Source organism: Hoylesella marshii DSM 16973 = JCM 13450 (assembly GCF_000146675.1).
GTDB classification, from domain to species: domain Bacteria; phylum Bacteroidota; class Bacteroidia; order Bacteroidales; family Bacteroidaceae; genus Prevotella; species Prevotella marshii.
This window is the reverse complement of record NZ_GL397214.1, coordinates 230855-250001: the sequence shown is the minus strand read 5'-3', so window position 1 is coordinate 250001 and position 19147 is coordinate 230855. Positions and strand designations below refer to the sequence as shown.

General features: G+C 46.2%; 11 protein-coding genes and 4 tRNA genes. 9 read left to right on the top strand and 6 right to left on the bottom strand.

The features are described from left to right. The first annotated feature begins 145 nt into the window (after positions 1–145). Together HMPREF0658_RS01045 and HMPREF0658_RS01040 are read left to right on the top strand one after the other, a co-directional pair. Positions 146–3412 (top strand): UvrD-helicase domain-containing protein, encoded by a 3267-nt coding sequence (locus HMPREF0658_RS01045; RefSeq protein ID WP_006947926.1) that lies wholly within the window; start codon positions 146–148, stop codon positions 3410–3412. Then, positions 3409–6300 (top strand): PD-(D/E)XK nuclease family protein, encoded by a 2892-nt coding sequence (locus HMPREF0658_RS01040; RefSeq protein WP_006947925.1) that lies wholly within the window; start codon positions 3409–3411, stop codon positions 6298–6300. Before HMPREF0658_RS01045 ends, HMPREF0658_RS01040 begins: the two co-directional genes overlap by 4 nt. Before the next feature lie 54 nt (positions 6301–6354). Here the strand turns inward: HMPREF0658_RS01040 and HMPREF0658_RS01035 are convergent, their stop codons facing one another. Next, positions 6355–7392, bottom strand: coding sequence for an aminotransferase class I/II-fold pyridoxal phosphate-dependent enzyme (locus HMPREF0658_RS01035; RefSeq protein WP_024990891.1), 1038 nt, complete (start codon positions 7390–7392; stop codon positions 6355–6357). Positions 7393–7542: 150 nt separating this feature from the next. On the opposite strand from HMPREF0658_RS01035, the gene HMPREF0658_RS11945 reads away from it, so the two are divergent. Continuing rightward, positions 7543–8727 (top strand): transglycosylase SLT domain-containing protein, encoded by a 1185-nt coding sequence (locus HMPREF0658_RS11945; protein WP_006947922.1) that lies wholly within the window; start codon positions 7543–7545, stop codon positions 8725–8727. 148 nt (positions 8728–8875) lie between these two features. Here the strand turns inward: HMPREF0658_RS11945 and HMPREF0658_RS01025 are convergent, their stop codons facing one another. Both HMPREF0658_RS01025 and HMPREF0658_RS01020 read right to left on the bottom strand, forming a co-directional pair. Continuing rightward, positions 8876–10405, bottom strand: coding sequence for an HNH endonuclease signature motif containing protein (locus tag HMPREF0658_RS01025; RefSeq protein ID WP_024990890.1), 1530 nt, complete (start codon positions 10403–10405; stop codon positions 8876–8878). Positions 10406–10970: 565 nt separating this feature from the next. Further along, a tRNA-Ile gene (locus tag HMPREF0658_RS01020) sits at positions 10971–11044 on the bottom strand. Positions 11045–11466: 422 nt separating this feature from the next. Here HMPREF0658_RS01020 and HMPREF0658_RS01015 point away from each other — a divergent pair. From HMPREF0658_RS01015 to HMPREF0658_RS00990, 6 genes are all read left to right on the top strand, one after another. After that, positions 11467–11538: transfer RNA gene (locus HMPREF0658_RS01015), tRNA-Glu, on the top strand. Positions 11539–11594: 56 nt separating this feature from the next. Next, positions 11595–12518, top strand: a complete 924-nt coding sequence (locus HMPREF0658_RS01010; protein ID WP_024990889.1) for a glucosaminidase domain-containing protein — start codon at positions 11595–11597, stop codon at positions 12516–12518. Between the two features lie 328 nt (positions 12519–12846). Next, positions 12847–12919: transfer RNA gene (locus HMPREF0658_RS01005), tRNA-Thr, on the top strand. Between the two features lie 13 nt (positions 12920–12932). After that, a tRNA-Gly gene (locus HMPREF0658_RS01000) sits at positions 12933–13005 on the top strand. A 250-nt stretch (positions 13006–13255) separates the two neighbouring features. Beyond that, the gene (locus tag HMPREF0658_RS00995; protein ID WP_006947914.1) at positions 13256–14701 is read left to right on the top strand and encodes an anaerobic C4-dicarboxylate transporter; all 1446 of its coding nucleotides are present in this window, start codon (positions 13256–13258) and stop codon (positions 14699–14701) included. Between the two features lie 12 nt (positions 14702–14713). Beyond that, complete coding sequence (locus tag HMPREF0658_RS00990) at positions 14714–16804, top strand: DUF5686 family protein (protein WP_139047689.1); 2091 nt, start codon at positions 14714–14716, stop codon at positions 16802–16804. 449 nt (positions 16805–17253) lie between these two features. Here the strand turns inward: HMPREF0658_RS00990 and HMPREF0658_RS00985 are convergent, their stop codons facing one another. The 3 genes from HMPREF0658_RS00985 to HMPREF0658_RS00975 form a co-directional block, all read right to left on the bottom strand. Beyond that, on the bottom strand, positions 17254–17619 hold the full coding sequence (locus tag HMPREF0658_RS00985; protein WP_006947906.1) for a DUF2023 family protein: 366 nt from the start codon (positions 17617–17619) through the stop codon (positions 17254–17256). 38 nt (positions 17620–17657) lie between these two features. After that, entirely contained in the window at positions 17658–18152 is a 495-nt protein-coding gene (gene fldA / locus HMPREF0658_RS00980; protein WP_006947905.1) for a flavodoxin FldA, read from the bottom strand. Between the two features lie 509 nt (positions 18153–18661). Further along, entirely contained in the window at positions 18662–19111 is a 450-nt protein-coding gene (locus HMPREF0658_RS00975; protein ID WP_006947903.1) for an RpiB/LacA/LacB family sugar-phosphate isomerase, read from the bottom strand. Between the last annotated feature and the right edge of the window lie 36 nt (positions 19112–19147).

Sequence of the window (19147 nt, the reverse complement as noted above, 5' to 3'; positions counted from 1 at the left end):
GCATAGCTTTCACGTCTTCAAAGCATAGCTCTTACAAAACCGAAGCAACTTTGCTACGCCACGAAGGGAATCAAAACACGAGGAAACGGATAGGATGCTAACCGCATAAACATAGGAGAACAACCGACAGAACAAGAAATACGACATGGAGAAAAACACCGCGGAAAGACTTTCACACACGGTTGAAACGCCAAAATCTCTCACCATCTACAAGGCAAGTGCAGGCAGTGGAAAGACCTTTACCTTGGCCGTGGAGTATATGAAACTGCTTATACGCGACCCATACGCTTACGCTTCCATCCTTGCTGTTACCTTTACAAACAAAGCAACCGAAGAGATGAAGATGCGAATCCTCGGCCAACTCTACGGAATATGGAAGTTGTTGCCCGATTCGCAGGCCTATACCGACCGGATTTGCCACACGCTCGAACTGTCGCCCGCTGTCGCCGCAGAGCGTGCCGGCATTGCCCTGCGCTTACTCTTACACAACTACAGCTATTTCAGGGTAGAGACGATAGATACTTTCTTTCAAAGTGTGTTGAGGAATCTGGCAAGAGAACTCGACTTAAATGCCAACTTGCGCGTGGAACTGAACGACCGACAAGTGGAGCAACAGGCCGTGGATAAGCTGATAGAAGAGCTCGACGAACACAACGTCATGTTGAATTGGATTATCCGATATATTGAGAACAACATCTCGGAAGATAAATCATGGAATATTATCGGCCAACTCAAACGCTTCGGCGAGAACATCTTCAAGGAGTTCTACAAGCAAAACAGCGATGTACTGCACAAGCGATTTGCCGACGAACACTTCTTTACCGAATACATGAAGAAACTCCGTACCCTAAAAGAAACTGCCGTGCAGCGGATAAAAAGCTATGGAGAGACGTTCTTCCGCACACTCGATGAACGCGGACTTAGCATCGATTCATTTGCATACGGCTCAACGGGGATATGCAGCTATTTCATCAAACTGCGTAACGGAACATTCGATGCCGATATCGTAGGACAGCGCGTGAGAGACTGTATGGCAGATACTGAAAAATGGGTAAGGAAATCTGATAAGAACACCGCTCCTCTTGTGCGTGATGCGGTGGAAAGTGTGTTACACGCATTGCTTATCGAAACCGAGGCGGAACGCGCCCGTCAATGGTCTCTCTATCAATCTGCCGAACTCACATTGCGTCATCTCGACCAGCTGCGACTTTTGGGTAGCATCGAGCAGCAGATGCGTAACATCAACAGCGAGTTAAACCGTTTCATGCTCAGCGATACGCAAACCTTTCTTCATCGCTTAGTCAAGGACACCGATTCGCCTTTCATCTTCGAGAAAATTGGTACACGGTTAGAACATATCATGATAGATGAGTTCCAAGACACAAGCACCGTGCAATGGCAGAATTTCAAGATTTTGCTGCGCGAATGCATGGGACACGGCAAAAAAAACCTGATCGTGGGCGACGTGAAGCAGAGCATTTATCGCTGGCGTTCCGGTGATTGGCGGCTTCTGAACAATATTGAGACGGAGTTTGAACAAAGCCGCGCCGAAATGGAAATACTGCCATTGGACACCAATTATCGTTCTCAAAGGCGTATCATTGCATTCAACAATCACTTCTTTGCTGCCGCTGCAGCGCGGGAAACGGAGCGGTTGCGAGCCGAAAGCGATGCTCCGGAAATCGCACAGCTCGGCAAAGCCTATGCCGATGTGGAGCAACAAATACCCGAAAAGCGTGCCGACAACGGATACGTGCGTATAGAACTGCTGCCCGAAGACGATTATCAACAAGAAGTATTGCGCCGCATGAAAGATATGCTGCAAAGTTTCGTTGCCCTCGGCATATCGCTTTCACGCATTGCCATCCTTGTAAGATGGAACAGAGACATTCCCGTCATCGCCGATTTCTTCATGCGTGAATGCCCTGATATGCCGCTTGTTTCAGACGAAGCATTCCGCCTTGATGCCTCACTCGCTGTGCAGATAATGATTAATGCCTTGCAGGTATTAACCCACGAACAGGACTTACTCGCAAAGGCCAGCCTCGTAAAAGCCTACCGGAAAGGAGTACTCGGCCACAAAAATACCGACAGCAAACTGCTCGCCGACAAGGATGCGCTGGATGCCTGCCTGCCTGCCGAGTTTACCGAACATACCTACGAGCTACTCTCGATGCCGTTCTATGACTTGGTAGAACGACTCTACGATATTTTCAGCTTAGACACTTTGCCTGAACAAGGTGCCTATGTCTGCGCATTCTACGACCGGCTGAACGACTACCTGAAAGAAAATACCGCCGATATTGATGCCTTTCTGCGCGAATGGGACAACTCGCTGCACGAATATACCATACAAAGCGACGTAGCCGATGGTATCCGGCTCATCTCCATTCATAAGAGTAAAGGGTTGGAATACGACCATGTCATCATCCCGTTCTGCGATTGGCAACTCGAAAAATTAGGCGATACAATATGGTGCAGACCGGCCGTTGCACCGTTCAACGAACTGCCCATCGTGCCCATCGACTACTATCCGAAGCGTATGCGCGGCACTATCTACGAGCAAGACTACATACATGAACATCTGCAAAACACGGTTGATAACCTCAACCTTTTATATGTAGCATTCACACGTGCCAGCCACAACCTTGTGGTTTTCGGCAAACGAAAGGGAGACAATACGCGTTCGGCCGTCATAAAAGATGTAATAGAAACCTTGCCCAATAGCCTTGATGGGGCAACAGTGACCGAATCGGGCGGCGAGAAAACGGCATCCATCGTCTTTGAATACGGCAATATCTACGTGCCAAAACAGACATCGAGCCGCGATACGCAGAATGTATTCCTGCAACCTGTAACAGCCTGTCACCCGTCTATGAAGACTTTCCGTAGTTCAATAGCATTTCGGCAGAGCAATCCAAGTAAAGATTTCATTGAGACCGACAAGGATGAAAACCCGCAAAGCCAATACATCAAGATGGGCAACGTGTTGCATCGCCTTTTCTCCGCTATCCGCACTGCAGACGATATAGAACCTACGCTGCGCGATTTCGAGTTCAACGGCATTCTCTATGACGAGGAACTGACGGCCGAGGAATTGCGTGCAACGCTGCGGGAGAAGTTTTCCAATCCCGTAGTAGCAGACTGGTTCTCCGATAAATGGGAAATTTTCAATGAATGCACGATACTCTCTGTTGATGCAAAAACAGGCGAAGCCGTAAAACATCGCCCAGACCGTGTGATGCAACACGATGGCGAGACCCTTGTGGTAGACTTTAAGTTTGGGCGTGAAAGGCCGGCCTACCACGAACAGGTGCGCAGCTACATGCGTCTGTTGGAGGAGATGGGAAACCGCCATGTCAAAGGATTCATTTGGCTCGTATTCAGCAATCAAATCATTGAAGTGAAATGAACAAAACTTTCTTACAGTGCGTTGCACAAGACTTGATAGAGAAATACGGCAATCGTTTGTCGCGTATCGCAATTGTGTTTCCCAACAAACGAGCGGCGTTATTTCTCAATGAAGAGTTAGCAAAGGCTGCAGGCAAACCGTTGTGGAGCCCCGCTTATATCACCATCAGCGACCTCTTTCGTCGTCACAGCCGTCTGACAGTCGGCGATCCTATCAAGCTCATCAGCGACCTTTACAAGTGTTTCTCTGACATTACCGGCTCTAATGAACCCATAGACCGCTTTTATGGATGGGGACAACTGCTGCTTGCAGACTTCGACGACATTGATAAGAACATGGCGGAGGCAAGCCGCGTGTTCGCTAATCTAAGGGATGTGCACGAATACGACGACCTTTCGTATCTCACGGAAGAACAAAAAGCCCTGCTGAAACGCTTCTTCCATCATTTTTCTGAAGAGCAACACAGTCTTCTCAAAGAAAAGTTTATACGTTTGTGGAACAATCTATACGAGGTCTACAGGCAGTTCAACGACCTCATCAAGTCGCAAGGCATTGCCTACGAAGGAGCACTTTACCGCGAAGTAGTAGAGGATGTCGGCGTGAAATACAACTATGATTGCTATATTTTCGTAGGTTTCAACCTTTTGCAGAAAGTAGAGCAAACGCTCTTTTCAAAGCTGAAATCAGACGGAAAGGCATGCTTCTACTGGGATTTCGACAAGTATTACATGCCAAAAGAGCCGTCGCCCGTCCACGAAGCTGGATATTACATCGGTCAATACCTGAAATATTTTCCTAACGAACTTAACTCACACGATGACGAACTTTACGATAACCTACGCCATCCCAAAGAGATGACTTATATCTCTGCGCCAACTGAAAACATACAAGCACGCTATATCGCTGATTGGCTGAGAGAGAATGGCCGCATAGAGGCCGGCCGCAAGACGGCCATCGTGTTGTGTAACGAAGACCTTCTGCCAACTGTTATCCATTGTTTGCCGCCCGAAGCCACACAGGTAAATATCACTACGGGCTATCCGCTCTCGCAATCGCCTGTAGCTGCGCTGGTCTCGCAGCTCCTTGTATTGCGCTCCTACAATAAAAGCAACCGACGTTGCCGCTACCGACTCAGCAGCATCAGTCCGTTACTGCGTCATCCCTACGCCCGTTATATCTCCGAAAACAGCGGCAGACTGCTTGCCCGCTTACGAAGCGAAAGACGTTTCTTCCCCGAAGAAAAAGAACTGACAATCGACGAAGGGCTCACCCTGCTCTTCCATACCGAACCCTCCGACGCTCCTGAAAACCTACAAACTTGCCGGTGGTTGTTGACCCTCATTCGGCGTATCGCCATCAATCTCTCCGCCCAACGCATGGAAGCGACAGACCCATTGATGCAGGAATCGCTGTTCCGAATGTACACACTATTGAATAGGCTCTGCGCATTGATTGAGGAAGAAGACCTTGCGGTCGATTCCAACACACTTGAACGACTCATCCAACAGCTGGTTTCATCCACTTCTATTCCATTTCATGGAGAACCGGCGGTAGGCATTCAGGTGATGGGAATGCTCGAAACGCGCAACATCGACTTCGACAACATACTCATACTCTCCTGCAACGAAGGCAATATGCCTAAGGGACTGAATGACGCTTCTTTCATTCCCCACGCCATACGACAGGCCTACGGACTGACCACCACTGACCATAAAGTGGCTATTTCCTCCTATTATTTCCATCGACTGATACAGCGTGCCAAACATGTCACATTGGTCTACAACAATGCCACCGAAGAGGGGAAAACGGGCGAGATGAGCCGCTTTATGTTACAACTGCTCGTGGAAAGTCACCAGAAGATAGCACGACAAACCTTGCAAGCCGGTCGCAAGCCCATCTTCTCTAAGCCCACACCTATAGAAAAGGGGGAGGACGTGATGCAACGGCTCACCCAACAGCTCGATTACATTTCACCCACGGCTATCAACCGCTACCTGCGCTGTCCGCTGCAATTCTACTACAATCAGGTAGCCGGCATCAAAGAGCCCGAGAATATGGAAGAGGAAGAGATAGACAACCGCAGCTTCGGAAACATCTTCCACCGTGCATCCGAACTGATTTACAAAGAGCATGTTCATAGAGAGACCGTGACCGAGACCGACATCGACCGTTTCTTAAAGTCTCCCCACTTGCTTGCTGCTATCGTGAAACAGGCCTTTGACGAGGAACTCTTCAACATCAAAGAGGCCAACCGACAACCGATGAACTACAACGGCTTGCAGCTTATCAACCAAAAGGTGATTGTTCATTACCTAAAACAGCTGTTACAGATAGACCGCCGCTTGGCTCCTTTCACCATCCAAGGTTTAGAAAAGAAAGTGATAACTTCGTTTACCATCACCACTTCGCAAGGCACGCTGAACATAAAGGTGGGTGGTATGGTTGACAGACTCGACCGCGTAAGCGATAATCAAGGCGGAGTCCTCCTACGCGTGGTCGATTACAAAACGGGAAGTGGACAACAACCTCGACTGTCTGATGTAGAGGAAGTGTTTGATACGACGAAGATTCTCACCAAGCACAGTGATTACTACCTGCAAACACTCTTATATTCACTCATTGTGCGCACGTCGAAAGAGTATAATCCCGATGACCTGCCCGTCAGTCCTGCCTTATTATTTATACAGCATAGCGGGGCTGATAACTACGACCCTACCCTATTCTTCGGTAAAGAACGAATTGCAGATGTGCGTGACTATGCTGAAGAATACGAAACGCGATTCATGCAGGTACTCACCGAGATATATGAGCCATCTATACCATTCATACCGACTGACAACCCGCGCATTTGTGCTACGTGTCCTTATCGGCAACTGTGCAACATCTAAGACCATCCTTTATTTCTATAGTGAGCAGAAAAGTTGAGGTTGCATCACTGCATGCTACTCAAATTGCCTGAGAGCAGATAGTAGTTCTGTGTTTTCAGTACGCGTTCCAATCGTGATTCTTAGGCATTCTTCGCAATGGGGTGTCATTGATTGATTACTCACCATGATATTTTTGTTTGCTAAATAGGTGTAGATCCGTTGAGCATCTTTCATTTTAGCAAGGAAGAAGTTTGCGTCTGATGGAAATACCTCTTCACATACAGGGAGCAACCGGAATGCCTCCATCAGTCTGTCCCTCTCTTGTAAGAGCAACTTCACCCAACGTTCTACTTCATAGGGGTCTTCCAATCGTTCGACTATCTTCTCCTCCACAGAAAGACTAACGGGGGAAGTGAATCCTGCACAAAGGAAAAAGTCGATAAGTTCTTTTCGTGCGAAAACCATCGACAGACCAAGGGCTGCACAACCCCAAGCATGGCTCATTGAGTTGAGCACTATGAGATTAGGATAGCGATGTATCTCACTCCGGAATGTTTTTTGCATAGAGAAGTCTGCATACCGCTCATCTACAACCACGATGCCATCAAAACCGGCTATCGCTCGCTCCATCTCTTTACGATTGAGGTTGTTGCCCGTAGGATTGTTGGGCGAGCACAGCCATACGAGCTTTGTCCTGTCATTACAAGCAGTTAACAGTCGCGTAGCATTCAACTGATAGCCGGCATCAGGTGGCACAGTGCGGTATTCCACTTCATTGATGGCAGCATAGCGGGCATATAAAGGTGCAGTAGGTGCAAAGCTCATGGCGTTATCAATGCCTGGCCGGCAAAAGCAACGAAACAAGAAATCTACCATCGTGGTACTTCCGTTACTCATAAGCAGCTCGTCAGATGACACACCTTTCAGTCGCGACACAGCTTCCCGTAGTCTGTACTGTGAGGGGTCGGGATAACGATTCAGCAGCGTATGATACGGACTTTCATTCGCATCAAGCAATATACCGGCTCTCGGTCGAATACGGTTCTCTTCGGAGCGATTCTGCTCGGCAAGTTTCCAAATACAGGGTCTTGCCCATTTCTGTAAATCTTTCATTGATTGCGTGCTTTGAGTCTCGGTGTTATCCGATGAATTTGCTGCAAAAGTAACCTTTTTGATGAGACTATCCAAAGAAATGTTGTACTTTTGCAGCTGATTCGCAAGTGCGGGACTGCGAGAACAGTTGCCCTTTGAAATGGTTATCAGATGAAATCTTTTGCTTTATTATTATCGTTGCTCGCCCTTTTGTTTCTTTCTTGTACTAAGAAGAAAGAGGATGCAGTCGTTACCCCTTGGGGACGGGTGGATATTACCGATTCCATCACGACCGATAAGGGTTTTACACTCGATGATATGATTGACAATGGCGAAATGATTATGCTGACTCTCTCCGGCCCCGACACCTACTATGATTACCGTGGTCGAGGCATGGGTACGCAATATCTGCTATGTGAGAAGTTTGCGCAGAAGATAGGCGTTTCGCTGCGTGTGGAGTTATGTAAAGATACGCTTGAAATGGTGAAACGATTAGAGCGGGGCGATGCCGATGTCATCGCCTTTCCATTGCCTAAAAGCATGAAAGGCAAACTGAATTTCTGCGGGCCTTATACCGAAAAGGAGCAGGCACAGTGGGCAGTAAACCCCGAAAACCATGCGCTGGCAGATAGTCTGAATCATTGGTTTCGTCCGCAGTTGCTTGCAGAGGCGCAACGTGAGGAACGGCAGTTGCTGACCATGCAGACCGTGCGACGTCATGTCTATGCCCCTATGCTCAATCGTGCCGGTGGTATCATCTCGAAATACGACCGTTTGTTTATGATGTATGCGCCTGTGGCAAGGATGGATTGGCGACTGTTGGCAGCACAATGTTATCAGGAATCCTGCTTCGATCCGAAAGCTCAATCATGGGCTGGTGCATGCGGATTGATGCAGATTCTCCCCTCTACAGCCACTCATTTGGGACTTCCGCATGCACAACTCTACGAGCCGGAAGCCAACATTGCAGCTGCCGTCCGCTACCTACAGGAATTGAGTGATAAGTTCCGCGATGTGCCCGACAGGATGGAGCGCATTCATTTCGTATTGGGCAGCTACAACGGGGGCTATCTGCATATACGCGATGCCATGGCGTTGGCTACTAAACATGGCAAGAATAGGTATCAGTGGGGCGATGTCTCCGACTTTGTGCTCAAACTAAGTGACCCGCGATACTATCGAGACCCCGTGGTGAAATACGGCTATATGCGTGGCACTGAGACTGCCGACTATGTATATAAGATAAAACAACGGTGGAGGCAATATCGCGGTGTGGCACGCGGCAATTCGGATTTCGGCATGTCGGGGAGCATTGTTCCGCATCGTGCCAAGAAGAAAAACAAGTATAAGATTTAATAACCCCCAATCGACCATGAGACAGTTTATCTACCATTTCAATAGGGATGACATAACTTCCTAAGAGGCTCTCATGGTCGATTGAGGGTAAATAGCGGAGGAACTCAATAGAGGCACCTCCGCTTATAGTTTATATATGGCATTCTCGTTATCTGACGATGTATTTCTTTCCACCTACGATATAGATACCTTGTGGCAATCCTCTGAAAGCATCGCCTTGTTTTACGCCATGGCGCACCTTACGCCCGTCTATTCCATAGACATCAACAAGGGCATCGTCTGTTGTTAGCAGCGGATGAATGGCTGTTACCGGTGCATTCACATAGAGGGTTACTGCATCCATGCCCTTGGTTAAGGTATAGCAAGCAAACCTCGGAGAATGGGGATTATAGAAGATGGCACGGCCGGGTACAGCGGCACTCTTAATGAGCGCGGTGCCATCGGCCTCAATTGTTATACTCCATTGTGCCTCTGTCGAAGTGGCAGCATCGGCAGTGTAGATGCCATTGGATGAGCCGGAGTACGACAGATATTTGCCACCTATGGCATCATAAAAGGTATAAGCACCATCTGTACCTCCCAATGTCAGCATATAAGGTTTGCCAGCCACGCCCGTTTCTGTCGTGATGGTTTGGCTATTGATAACCACGGGAGCCACTTTTCTGTAGCGATTTGCTTCGGCAGCAGACAGGGCTTTGCTGCCGGTCTCGTGTACGATGAGATAAGTGCGACCTGCCTGCAGGTCAGCCGCAGAGGTCACCTTCTTGAACACCTGTGTACCGGCGGGTGGCATTATTGGGTCATCGGGATTGGGATTAGGTTTAGGAGGCGTGGGCGGTGTTTCCGAATTCGTATAACGGAAAACTACGTTCACGCTGTCGCCCCAGATAAACTGTTCCAACCCGGGATAGTCGATGAAAGGATTGCGGTTGTGCTGTAATTTGTACACTTCATTGTTTCGTTTGATTTCCTTTTCGCTTACGGGATCGTTCTTTGCCCAACGGATAAACATCTTCAATGCCCAATCGGCAATGCCCGGATAGGTGCCATGACCGAAGACACCGCCACCCCATGTGCTTATCTCATTCTCATAACGGGTGGCCATATAGAAATAGGTACGCGCAAAATCGCCCTTGTATTCGTCGGCCGGCTCGAACACCGTGCCCGAATACCCGGCAGTCGTACAGGCTCCGAGCTTACTGTGTCCACCATTAGATTGATATATCTCGCCGTTGGTTTCGCCAAAGGGATAGTTACTGCGCTTATTGTTCACATATCCATCGGTGGGATAAACATGGAAGAGGTCGGATTTCATGGGTGAAGCTTTCCTAAACCAGCTCTGCGGAATGGAGTGTTCGCGGTTGTACATATCGCCTTCTTTCCTATAGTTTCCGGCATGTCCGGTCACAGGGTCATAGCTTGTAGTGCTGGAATACATGTCCCATATCTTGCCATCAGCTCTGACATCAGTGGTACGATAAGCATTCCATAGGCCACCATAACCTAAATCCTTCACTCCTTGACCTATGATGGCAGAGAGTTCCGTTTTCAATCCTTGCCCCTTCTTTCCGTCGGCCGAGGCATAGTAGGTACCGGTTCCATGAGGACCTTGTCCCCATGCAGTTGCCGATGCCCATACTAAGGTTAGCAGCAAACCTGCAAATCTTTTTCTTTTCATAATATATAAGTTTTCAATTATCATTTATGCTTACAAAGTTACACATTTTATTTGACAGCATCACCTTTACAGAAAGAAAAGCATGAGATAATCCCATCAACCCCTTCTATTTTGTGGGAAGAGCGTATTCTAATGCACAATGTTGCATGCGGCAAACGGTCTTTCGCACCTACGGCACTTACCTTGCTTACATCGGCAATGCGATTTGCGCGGAGAAAGATTACCGACCTTTCCCTGTACAAACGCCACCTATGCCACGTACGAACGGCATCTGTACAGGGTACGAATGCCGACTTATCATCCGTAACTTTACACCCCAAAACCCAAATCGGCCATGAGGGTCTGTACAGGAAATGATATCATCCCTATAAAATGGCAGATAAACGGTCTCATGAACGATTAGGGATAGAAATTACCATCCCAAACTTTTGAGCATCAGATACTAAAGAATCATCATAAAAACAGAGTGGAAAGTTACAAATCTATGCCGCAAAGTAATATCACCCCACCAATTGGGGTAAAAAAAAGGGATATGCCCATTTCGGCATATCCCCTTTACTGCATGTGGGCCATCCAGGGCTTGAACCTGGGACCTCCAGATTATGAGTCTGTTGCTCTAACCAACTGAGCTAAAAGCCCTCACCTACCCCGCTATACGGTAATAAGTTTGCGTGTGCAAAGGTAAAACTTATTATAGAAACAGCCAAATTTTTCGGAAAGAAATTCATACACCGCCTGTCGTTTTTTAGATGTATGGGCAAGAATTGATACAAACATCGAAATTCTGACATTGTGAAAATCGCATTCTGACAATGTGAAAATCACTTTTTGGCATTGTCAGATTTCACAACCCGTCTATAACCCTTATCATAAAGGCTATTCGGAGAGAGCGACAAGGCCGGCAATAGTATAAATATAAAAACTTAAAAAACATGATGAATATTTGGTGATTTGCAGGAAAAGTAATACCTTTGCACCGGATTTCAGTAAGCATCTGCTGTCTTGTAGCTATCAAGAAAGCGACAAACGGCGAAACGCAATCCTGAATTTCAAATACATAGGGTGGATTCATCTAACGGTTAGGATACAAGATTCTCAATCTTGGCATAGGGGTTCGATTCCCCTATCCACTACAAAAGCGATGTTCAAGATGTTGGGGCGTCGCTTTTTTTCTTAATAGGCAATGAATATGAAAAAGGTTATCGGTTTATTGTTCATCTCCGTTTTTTTCTTGGCAGGCAGGGCAAGTATGCCTATAAAATGGAACACCACGTATCAGACTTATATCGACCAATACAAGGATTTGGCCATAGAAGAGATGCTGAAATATCGTATTCCCGCCAGCATTACCTTGGCACAGGGACTGCTCGAAAGCGGAGCTGGTCTGAGCGAACTATCGGTAAAAGGCAACAACCATTTCGGTATAAAATGTCACGATTGGACAGGAGCGACAACCTATCATGACGACGATGCGACGAACGAATGCTTCAGAGCCTATAAAAATGTCTATGAGAGCTACGAAGACCACAGCAAGTTCTTGGCCACAAAACCCCGTTATCGGAAGCTCTTTAGTTTGGAAACAACGGATTACAAAGGATGGGCTTATGGGCTGAAAGAGTGTGGATATGCCACCAATCCCCAATATGCAGCTAAATTGATTGAGATTATTCAACTCTACAAACTATACGAATATGACACCGCTACCCGCTATGATAAGTTCATGGCACACCACTCTTCTACTGACAAACCGGTGCAGAAAGGCGGGAAATTACACCCTATTTATATCTACAACCGCAATTACTACTTGAAAGCCCGCGAGGGAGACACGTTTAAAACTATCGGAGAAGAAGTGGATATACCTGCACGAGCATTGGCAAGTTACAATGAGCGCAACCGGAAAGACATCCTTCATGAAGGTGATATCGTGTACTTGAAGAAGAAACGTAAGAAAGCCGACAAGGCATATAAAGGCAAACCGCACATTGTAAAAGCAGGCGACAGCATGTATTCTATCTCACAGCAATATGGAATCAGACTGAAAAGCTTGTACAGAAAGAATGACCTTTCACCCGATTATCAAATTAAGGTGGGAGATGTATTGCGGGTTTATTGATTGGTGCCCTCACTTTTAACCGCAATCGGTCATGAGAACTTGTACAGACTTTGTTGGATGGTCGTTCAGATGGTCTGCCACCCTGTTGAAGGCGTAGCGGGCTACATCGAGAAAGGACAGCAGACAAGATGTCGGTAAGCAAATAAAAGATGACAGGAAGCCATGTCATCCCTATTGAAAGGGTGGATAAGCGGTCTCATGACCGATTGGGGTCTAAGAGATAACATAATAGTTAATTACTATTAATGCGAGATATTTCTTGAGGGAGATGGAAGTATTTCCAATTAAAAGCATTACCTTTGCATCACCTTTTTTTAAGGGAGTATCGGCCGATATGGCTCAGTTGGTAGAGCAATTCATTCGTAATGAATAGGTCCCCGGTTCGAGTCCGGGTATCGGCTCCTAAGCAAACAGGCGGTAATAGCTCAGTTGGTAGAGCACTAGCTTCCCAAGCTGGGGGTCGCGAGTTCGAGCCTCGTTTACCGCTCTTTTCCATCTTCCCTCTATCTTAATTTCCTCTTTTCCCTTTTTCAGTAGTGATAAAGGTGTGGTTATCCGTTTGTTCCGCACAGGAAAGCAAGCATGTCAGAAAAGAAAGAAGACCGTGTTATTCTGTTATTATTTTCGCTTTTATGGGACGGTAGTGCTTGCAGATTCGATGTTTTTTCTTACTTTTGCATCTATATCGCGAACATAAAGCAACACTTCTATTACTGTTCATCCAAAACTAAACATATATGACAATAACAATGATTATCGAACTTCTCGTAGTGCTGTTGGCGCTATGGGTGGGTTCACGGTACGGCAGTTTGGCCTTGGGAGCTATCTCCGGTATAGGCTTGGCACTGCTCGTTTTCGGTTTCGGACTTAAACCCGGCACACCTCCGACAGATGTTATCTACATTATTATTGCCGCCGTCACGTGTGCCGGAGTTATGCAGGCATCGGGCGGTATGGACTGGTTGATACAATTAGCGGAGAAACTTCTGCGTAAACACCCAGACCGAATCACATTTCTGGCACCGCTCTGCACGTTTTTCCTCACAGTGTTGGTGGGCACGGGACATGTTGTTTATACATTGATGCCTATTGTTTGTGATATTGCTCTCAAAAAGGGAATCCGCCCTGAACGTCCTTGTGCCGTGGCCAGTGTCGCCTCCCAAGTGGGTATCACCTGCTCGCCTATTGCAGCCGCTGTGGTGGCTTTCGTCTCTATCTCCAACGAAAACGGTTTCAATATTACCATTCCGGGGGTACTGATGATTAGCATTCCAGCCTGTATCTGCGGACTAGTTGTCGCCTCAATGTGCTCTTACAAACGTGGGAAGGACTTGGATAAAGACGAGGCATTTCAAAAGAAGCTGAAAGATCCCGCACAATATGCCTATATCTATGGTAATACCGCCACGACATTGGATAAGGAGGTATCAAAAGAATCTAAAAGAGCCGTCTACATTTTCTTCGTTGCCTTACTTGTGATAGTAATGTTTGCCGTATTCCAAGACATTCTTCCTGCATACAACCACATAGCAGCTGTAGCCGGAGCCAAAGACATTACACTCCCCGATGGCAGCATCGCTACGGCTAAAGAGTTGGCCAAAGCAGGCATTCTGGTGGCAGGTGTGACAGAGGAAGTGAGCAGTCCGCTAAAGATGAATCTGGTAATTCAGATTGTGATGATAAGTGCAGCGGCATTGATGATTATCTTCTGTAAGGCAAGCCCTAAGAAAGCTGTGGCCGGTGCAGTATGGCAGAGTGGCATGGTAGCCGTTGTTGCTATCTACGGAATTGCGTGGCTGGCAGACACTTATTTTTCTAATTATCTTGGCCAGATGCAGTCTATGTTAGGAGAAATCGTGAAAGTCTACCCATGGTCTATCGCTCTGGTTTTCTTCTTAGTATCCGTTTTAATCAATTCGCAGGGTGCTGTAGTGGTAGCCATGTTACCTTTGGCATATTCGCTGGGCATCCCCGGGTATGTATTATTAGGCGTATTTCCCAGCGTTTATGGATATTTCTTCATTCCGAACTACCCCTCAGACATAGCAACGGTTAACTTTGACCGAAGCGGAACAACCGTTATCGGCAAGTATTTATTGAACCACAGTTTCATGATGCCCGGGCTGGTAAGTGTGGCAGTCTCAACAGTTGTGGCCTATATTCTGTCATCCATTATCTATTGATACGAATGGCCGATGCGTAGCAGACTCTTTTCTGCCGTATCGGCCTTAGTATTTCTTCCCACGATGTTTCTTCTGCGATACTATAACATACTGTTGCTGGCAAGTTTATTAACGATAAGTTTGCCGTTTTCAGCTTTGTCGAAACAGCGAAAAAACGCAGAGATACTGCAGAAGATGTTCAGCTATCGGACTTCCGTTACCGACAGCATCAGAGACAGTTCGTCGTATGTATACGTGAAATACCATATCAACACACACAAGAGAAACTTCACATTGTTGCTCGTTCCCTCTCTTTACGCCATTGCAAAAGGCAGACGCGAGTATTTTGGAGAGACCTACAGCCATGTCATTCTCCATGACCTGAGTCACTACGAGACAGACCGAAAGGTGAATATCAACACCATCCCGCACCACAGGAACACAATGCCCAACCTGTTGCCCTACCTCACTCCAACTATCTACAGCGAGACGGTGGTGAACAACTCTCTGCTTTCGCCTTTTTCAAAGGCCAACAAGCGATATTACAAATACCGCATCGCCCCCATGATGAATGGTCGAATCAGGGTGGGATTTCAACCTAAGCTGCATAACACACAGTTAGTTCATGGTTCTGCCGTAGTGGATGAAGAAACAGGAAGAATTATCTCCGCACAACTGACGGGCGAATACGATATGATCAGATTTACCCTTGAGATACAAATGGGAAAAGAAGGTATCCGGTCGTTACTGCCCACCACATGTACAATAAGTGCCCGATTTAGCTTTATCGGCAACAAACTAAGCACGAAAATGACTGCTATTTACGGATTGAAAGCAGCTGTTCCCGATTCTATCGACAATAGTCATGACGAAAGTTTGATGGCCTCGTTAAGGCCGATAGAACTTACCGAAGAGGAAAACCTTCTATACAAGAAGCATGCTCAAACGGCTTCTGCGAAAGATTCCACGACAAATAATGATAAAAAGAACTATAGAGAGAGCCGAATATGGGAAAAGATTGGACGAAATCTCATCGAGAGAATACGGACAAACTATGGCCAAAACAATCGCGGGTATCTGCGCATTGCTCCCATTCTCAACCCTCTTTACATGGGATATAGCCCCAACAAGGGCATTACCTATAAGTTCGACGTGAGGAGCAGCTACTCCTTTACAGACAATTCGGCTGTCAGTCTTCGTGTGAAATCCGGCTATTCATTCAAACAGAAAGTACTCTATTACAGTGTTCCGTTCAGATTCGATTATAACAAAAGGCACAACGGATACCTCGAAGTTGAGTTTGGAAACGGCAACCGCATCACCAACTCTTCTGTATTAGAGCAAATTCGACACGAAAAAGGCGATTCTATCAACTGGGCAAATATGCATCTCGACTTTTTCAAGGATATGAATCTATCCATTACCAACAACTATGATATAACAGAAAAATTAGGCCTGCGAGCAGGATTTGTCTATCATCGCCGTTCAGCAGTAGACAAAGTACCATTTATTGCCACAGGCAAACCCACTACATACCATAGTTTTGCACCCATCTTCAGGGTACAATACCGTCCTTGGGGTTGGAATGGCATGATATTGACATTTGACTACGAACGCGGTATCGGAAAGCTATTTCACTCCAACGGGCAATATGAACGATGGGAAAGCGATGCCTCCTATAAATATAAGCTAAGAAGTCTTAGAACCATCTCCATGCGGCTAGGGAGCGGTCTCTATACAAGTAGAGGCGACAATGTGTACTTTCTGGACTATACGAACTTCCGTGAAACCTATATACCCAATGGATGGAATGACGATTGGACAGGAAGTTTCGAGCTTCTCAATAGTAATTGGTACAATGCTTCCAAGTACTATGTACGGACAAACTTTACCTACGAGTCGCCTTTGATGTTCCTTTCCCGCCTGCCCGCCGTCGGTCAGTTCATGGAAATTGAACGCATCTACGTAAGCACTCTCTTCGTTCAACGTCTCCATCCTTATATAGAATGTGGTTATGGCTTTACAAACCACCTATTCTCTATGGGGATATTCATTGCAAATAAGAACGGAAAATTCGATGGAGTTGGCTGCAAATTCGGCTTCGAACTGTTCTCCCGTTGGTAACCGCCAATCGTCATTAGACCACTTATCTACCCTTTCAATGTGAATGACATGGCTTCCTGTCATCTTTTATTCGCTTGTCGACATCTTGCTTACCGCCCTCTCTTGACGTAGCCCGCTATGCCAGAAAGAGGACGACAAACCATCTAAACGACAATCAAACAAAATCTGTACAGACCTTCATGACCGATTTGAGGTAAACAAGAGTATGGGTAGATGCTGAACATGCATGAGTTCGATAAATTGTGATATGACAATTCACACTTGTCTCTTACAATTCTGCTGTGCTCTATTTCCTAATAGACAATACTATAAACAATGAAAAGGGATGTCTCACGACATCCCTTCACATATTATACAAAAACATTATGAATTTTATTTAGCGAACAAGATTTCTAAAAAGTTTATCATCCGTTAGGAAACCGCTATTTTATCAAACTGCGGATTTCCTATTATACTGCATTCTTGCAGTTTTTACATTTGCGTTCATAGTATCTTTCACATTGAGCGCAAATGTCATATCCTAACATCGCACCTAAGATAAAGTCCTCCTCCGGGGTCAGTTCATTAAGCGGACGTGTCACGATTAAACGAATCGCATCTAAACAGGACTTACTGCCGAAGAATAAGTTTACCTTATTGCTGCCGACATGCTGCACAACATAGTCGATATTTTGATTTCTCAAACGATTGATAGCAAACTCTTCGTACTTGCTATTGAGCGTGAACAACACCATTCGGCGCACGCCTTTCTTATACTCATAGATGTGGTTTGCCAACACCTTGATATCAACCGGCATCATGACTGACTGCTGCATAGCTGGCGATTCTGTTTCAAAACGGGGCAATCAAGGGGTTAGAGACTACCCTTGATGCTGTCAATCCAAGCGTCGATACGCCCGTCGGTCTTATCGTCTTCGTTTACATCGTCGAGTGCCAGACCGACGAATTTGCCATCTATTACGGCTTCACTGTCATCGAAAGTATAGCCATCTGTCGGCACTGCGCCCACGAAAGTAACGCCTTTATCTTTGATTTCGTTGTAAATTTCTGCCATAGCTCCGCAGAATGTGTCGCCATAAGACTCGGCATCGCCGCATCCGAAGAGGGCTACCGTCTTACCGTTGAGGTCTAAGCCTTTGAGCGTCTCTAAGCCATCGACCCAATCATCCTGCAATTCACCGGCACCCCATGTAGATGTACCGAGAATCAAGTTCTCTGCTTCGCTAACTGCATCTGCATTCAGATTAGCCACGTCGATAGCTTCTACGCCCAATTTAGCAGCAATCTTCTCTGCGATGCTCTGGCAAGTTCCTGTGGAGGAACCGTAAATGACAACTGTCTTTTTCATTTTTCAATTGATGTTTTGTAGTTATTTATATATTACGATTGCAAAGATACGGGCGTTTTACGATACTTGCAATACCTAAAAATTATGGTTTTTACAAATACCTACTTATCATTACCGCACTCAACCGCACGTTTTGCTACCTTTTTATAGTGATCTGTCGTTTCGTTCATACCAAGGGACTATTATTATCATTCTGTGCCGCCTCTCAACTCTCTCTACAGTTTTCATCTTTATCATAGCAGAGATTTTCAAACAATAGGTAAATTATTGATATACAATTACATATATTTCTTATTGAAATAGCATAGCTTCTACACTGCGAAAGCTATGTGTTGACAGCGTAAAAGCTATGCGTTGATGAGCAGAAAGCTATGTGTTTACAAAACGATATGATGATGAGGGTATTCAATCAATCATCCCCCACTCCGATACGAAGTGAGGGATAAAAGCATTTTTTCTCTCATAGCAAGAGAGGAAAGCGAATACTTTTTGTTGCTGACAACATCTGTTTACTCAGCAGTACGACAGGCAATCTTGTCTACACGGCGTTGATGACGTCCGCCTTCAAAGTCGGTAGAGAAGAAAGCATCCATGATGGCACGTGCTGTTTCCTTGTCGACAAAACGGCCGGGCATTACGAGCACATTGGCATTGTTATGTTGCCGAATGAGATGAGCTATCTCCGGAATCCATGCCAAACCGGCGCGAATGTGTTGATGTTTGTTGAGTGTCATGGCAATACCTTCGCCACTGCCGCAGATAGCGATGCCGGGGAATACTTCACCACGCTCAATACCGTCGGCTAAAGCATGGCCAAAGTCAGGATAATCGCAGCTATCTTCATTGAGACATCCGTAGTCGTGGTAGCTGTAACCATGCTCATCACAATACTGTTTTACAAACTGTTTCAACTCGTAACCGGCGTGGTCGCTGGCGAGTCCTATTGTTTCTATTTCCATTTCATGTCATTATTTTATATTCTGTTGTAAAAGGGC

Bases quoted from the DNA above. Each gene is read 5' to 3' on its own strand.
- HMPREF0658_RS00985 (WP_006947906.1), bottom strand. From the start codon at position 17,619: ATGCAGCAGTCAGTCATGATGCCGGTTGATATCAAGGTGTTGGCAAAC.
- HMPREF0658_RS01025 (WP_024990890.1), bottom strand. From the start codon at position 10,405: ATGAAAAGAAAAAGATTTGCAGGTTTGCTGCTAACCTTAGTATGGGCA.
- HMPREF0658_RS01040 (WP_006947925.1), top strand. From the start codon at position 3,409: ATGAACAAAACTTTCTTACAGTGCGTTGCACAAGACTTGATAGAGAAA.
- HMPREF0658_RS00975 (WP_006947903.1), bottom strand. From the start codon at position 19,111: ATGGAAATAGAAACAATAGGACTCGCCAGCGACCACGCCGGTTACGAG.
- HMPREF0658_RS01010 (WP_024990889.1), top strand. From the start codon at position 11,595: ATGAAAAAGGTTATCGGTTTATTGTTCATCTCCGTTTTTTTCTTGGCA.
- HMPREF0658_RS01045 (WP_006947926.1), top strand. From the start codon at position 146: ATGGAGAAAAACACCGCGGAAAGACTTTCACACACGGTTGAAACGCCA.
- HMPREF0658_RS00995 (WP_006947914.1), top strand. From the start codon at position 13,256: ATGACAATAACAATGATTATCGAACTTCTCGTAGTGCTGTTGGCGCTA.
- fldA (WP_006947905.1), bottom strand. From the start codon at position 18,152: ATGAAAAAGACAGTTGTCATTTACGGTTCCTCCACAGGAACTTGCCAG.
- HMPREF0658_RS11945 (WP_006947922.1), top strand. From the start codon at position 7,543: ATGAAATCTTTTGCTTTATTATTATCGTTGCTCGCCCTTTTGTTTCTT.
- HMPREF0658_RS01035 (WP_024990891.1), bottom strand. From the start codon at position 7,392: ATGAAAGATTTACAGAAATGGGCAAGACCCTGTATTTGGAAACTTGCC.
- HMPREF0658_RS00990 (WP_139047689.1), top strand. From the start codon at position 14,714: ATGCGTAGCAGACTCTTTTCTGCCGTATCGGCCTTAGTATTTCTTCCC.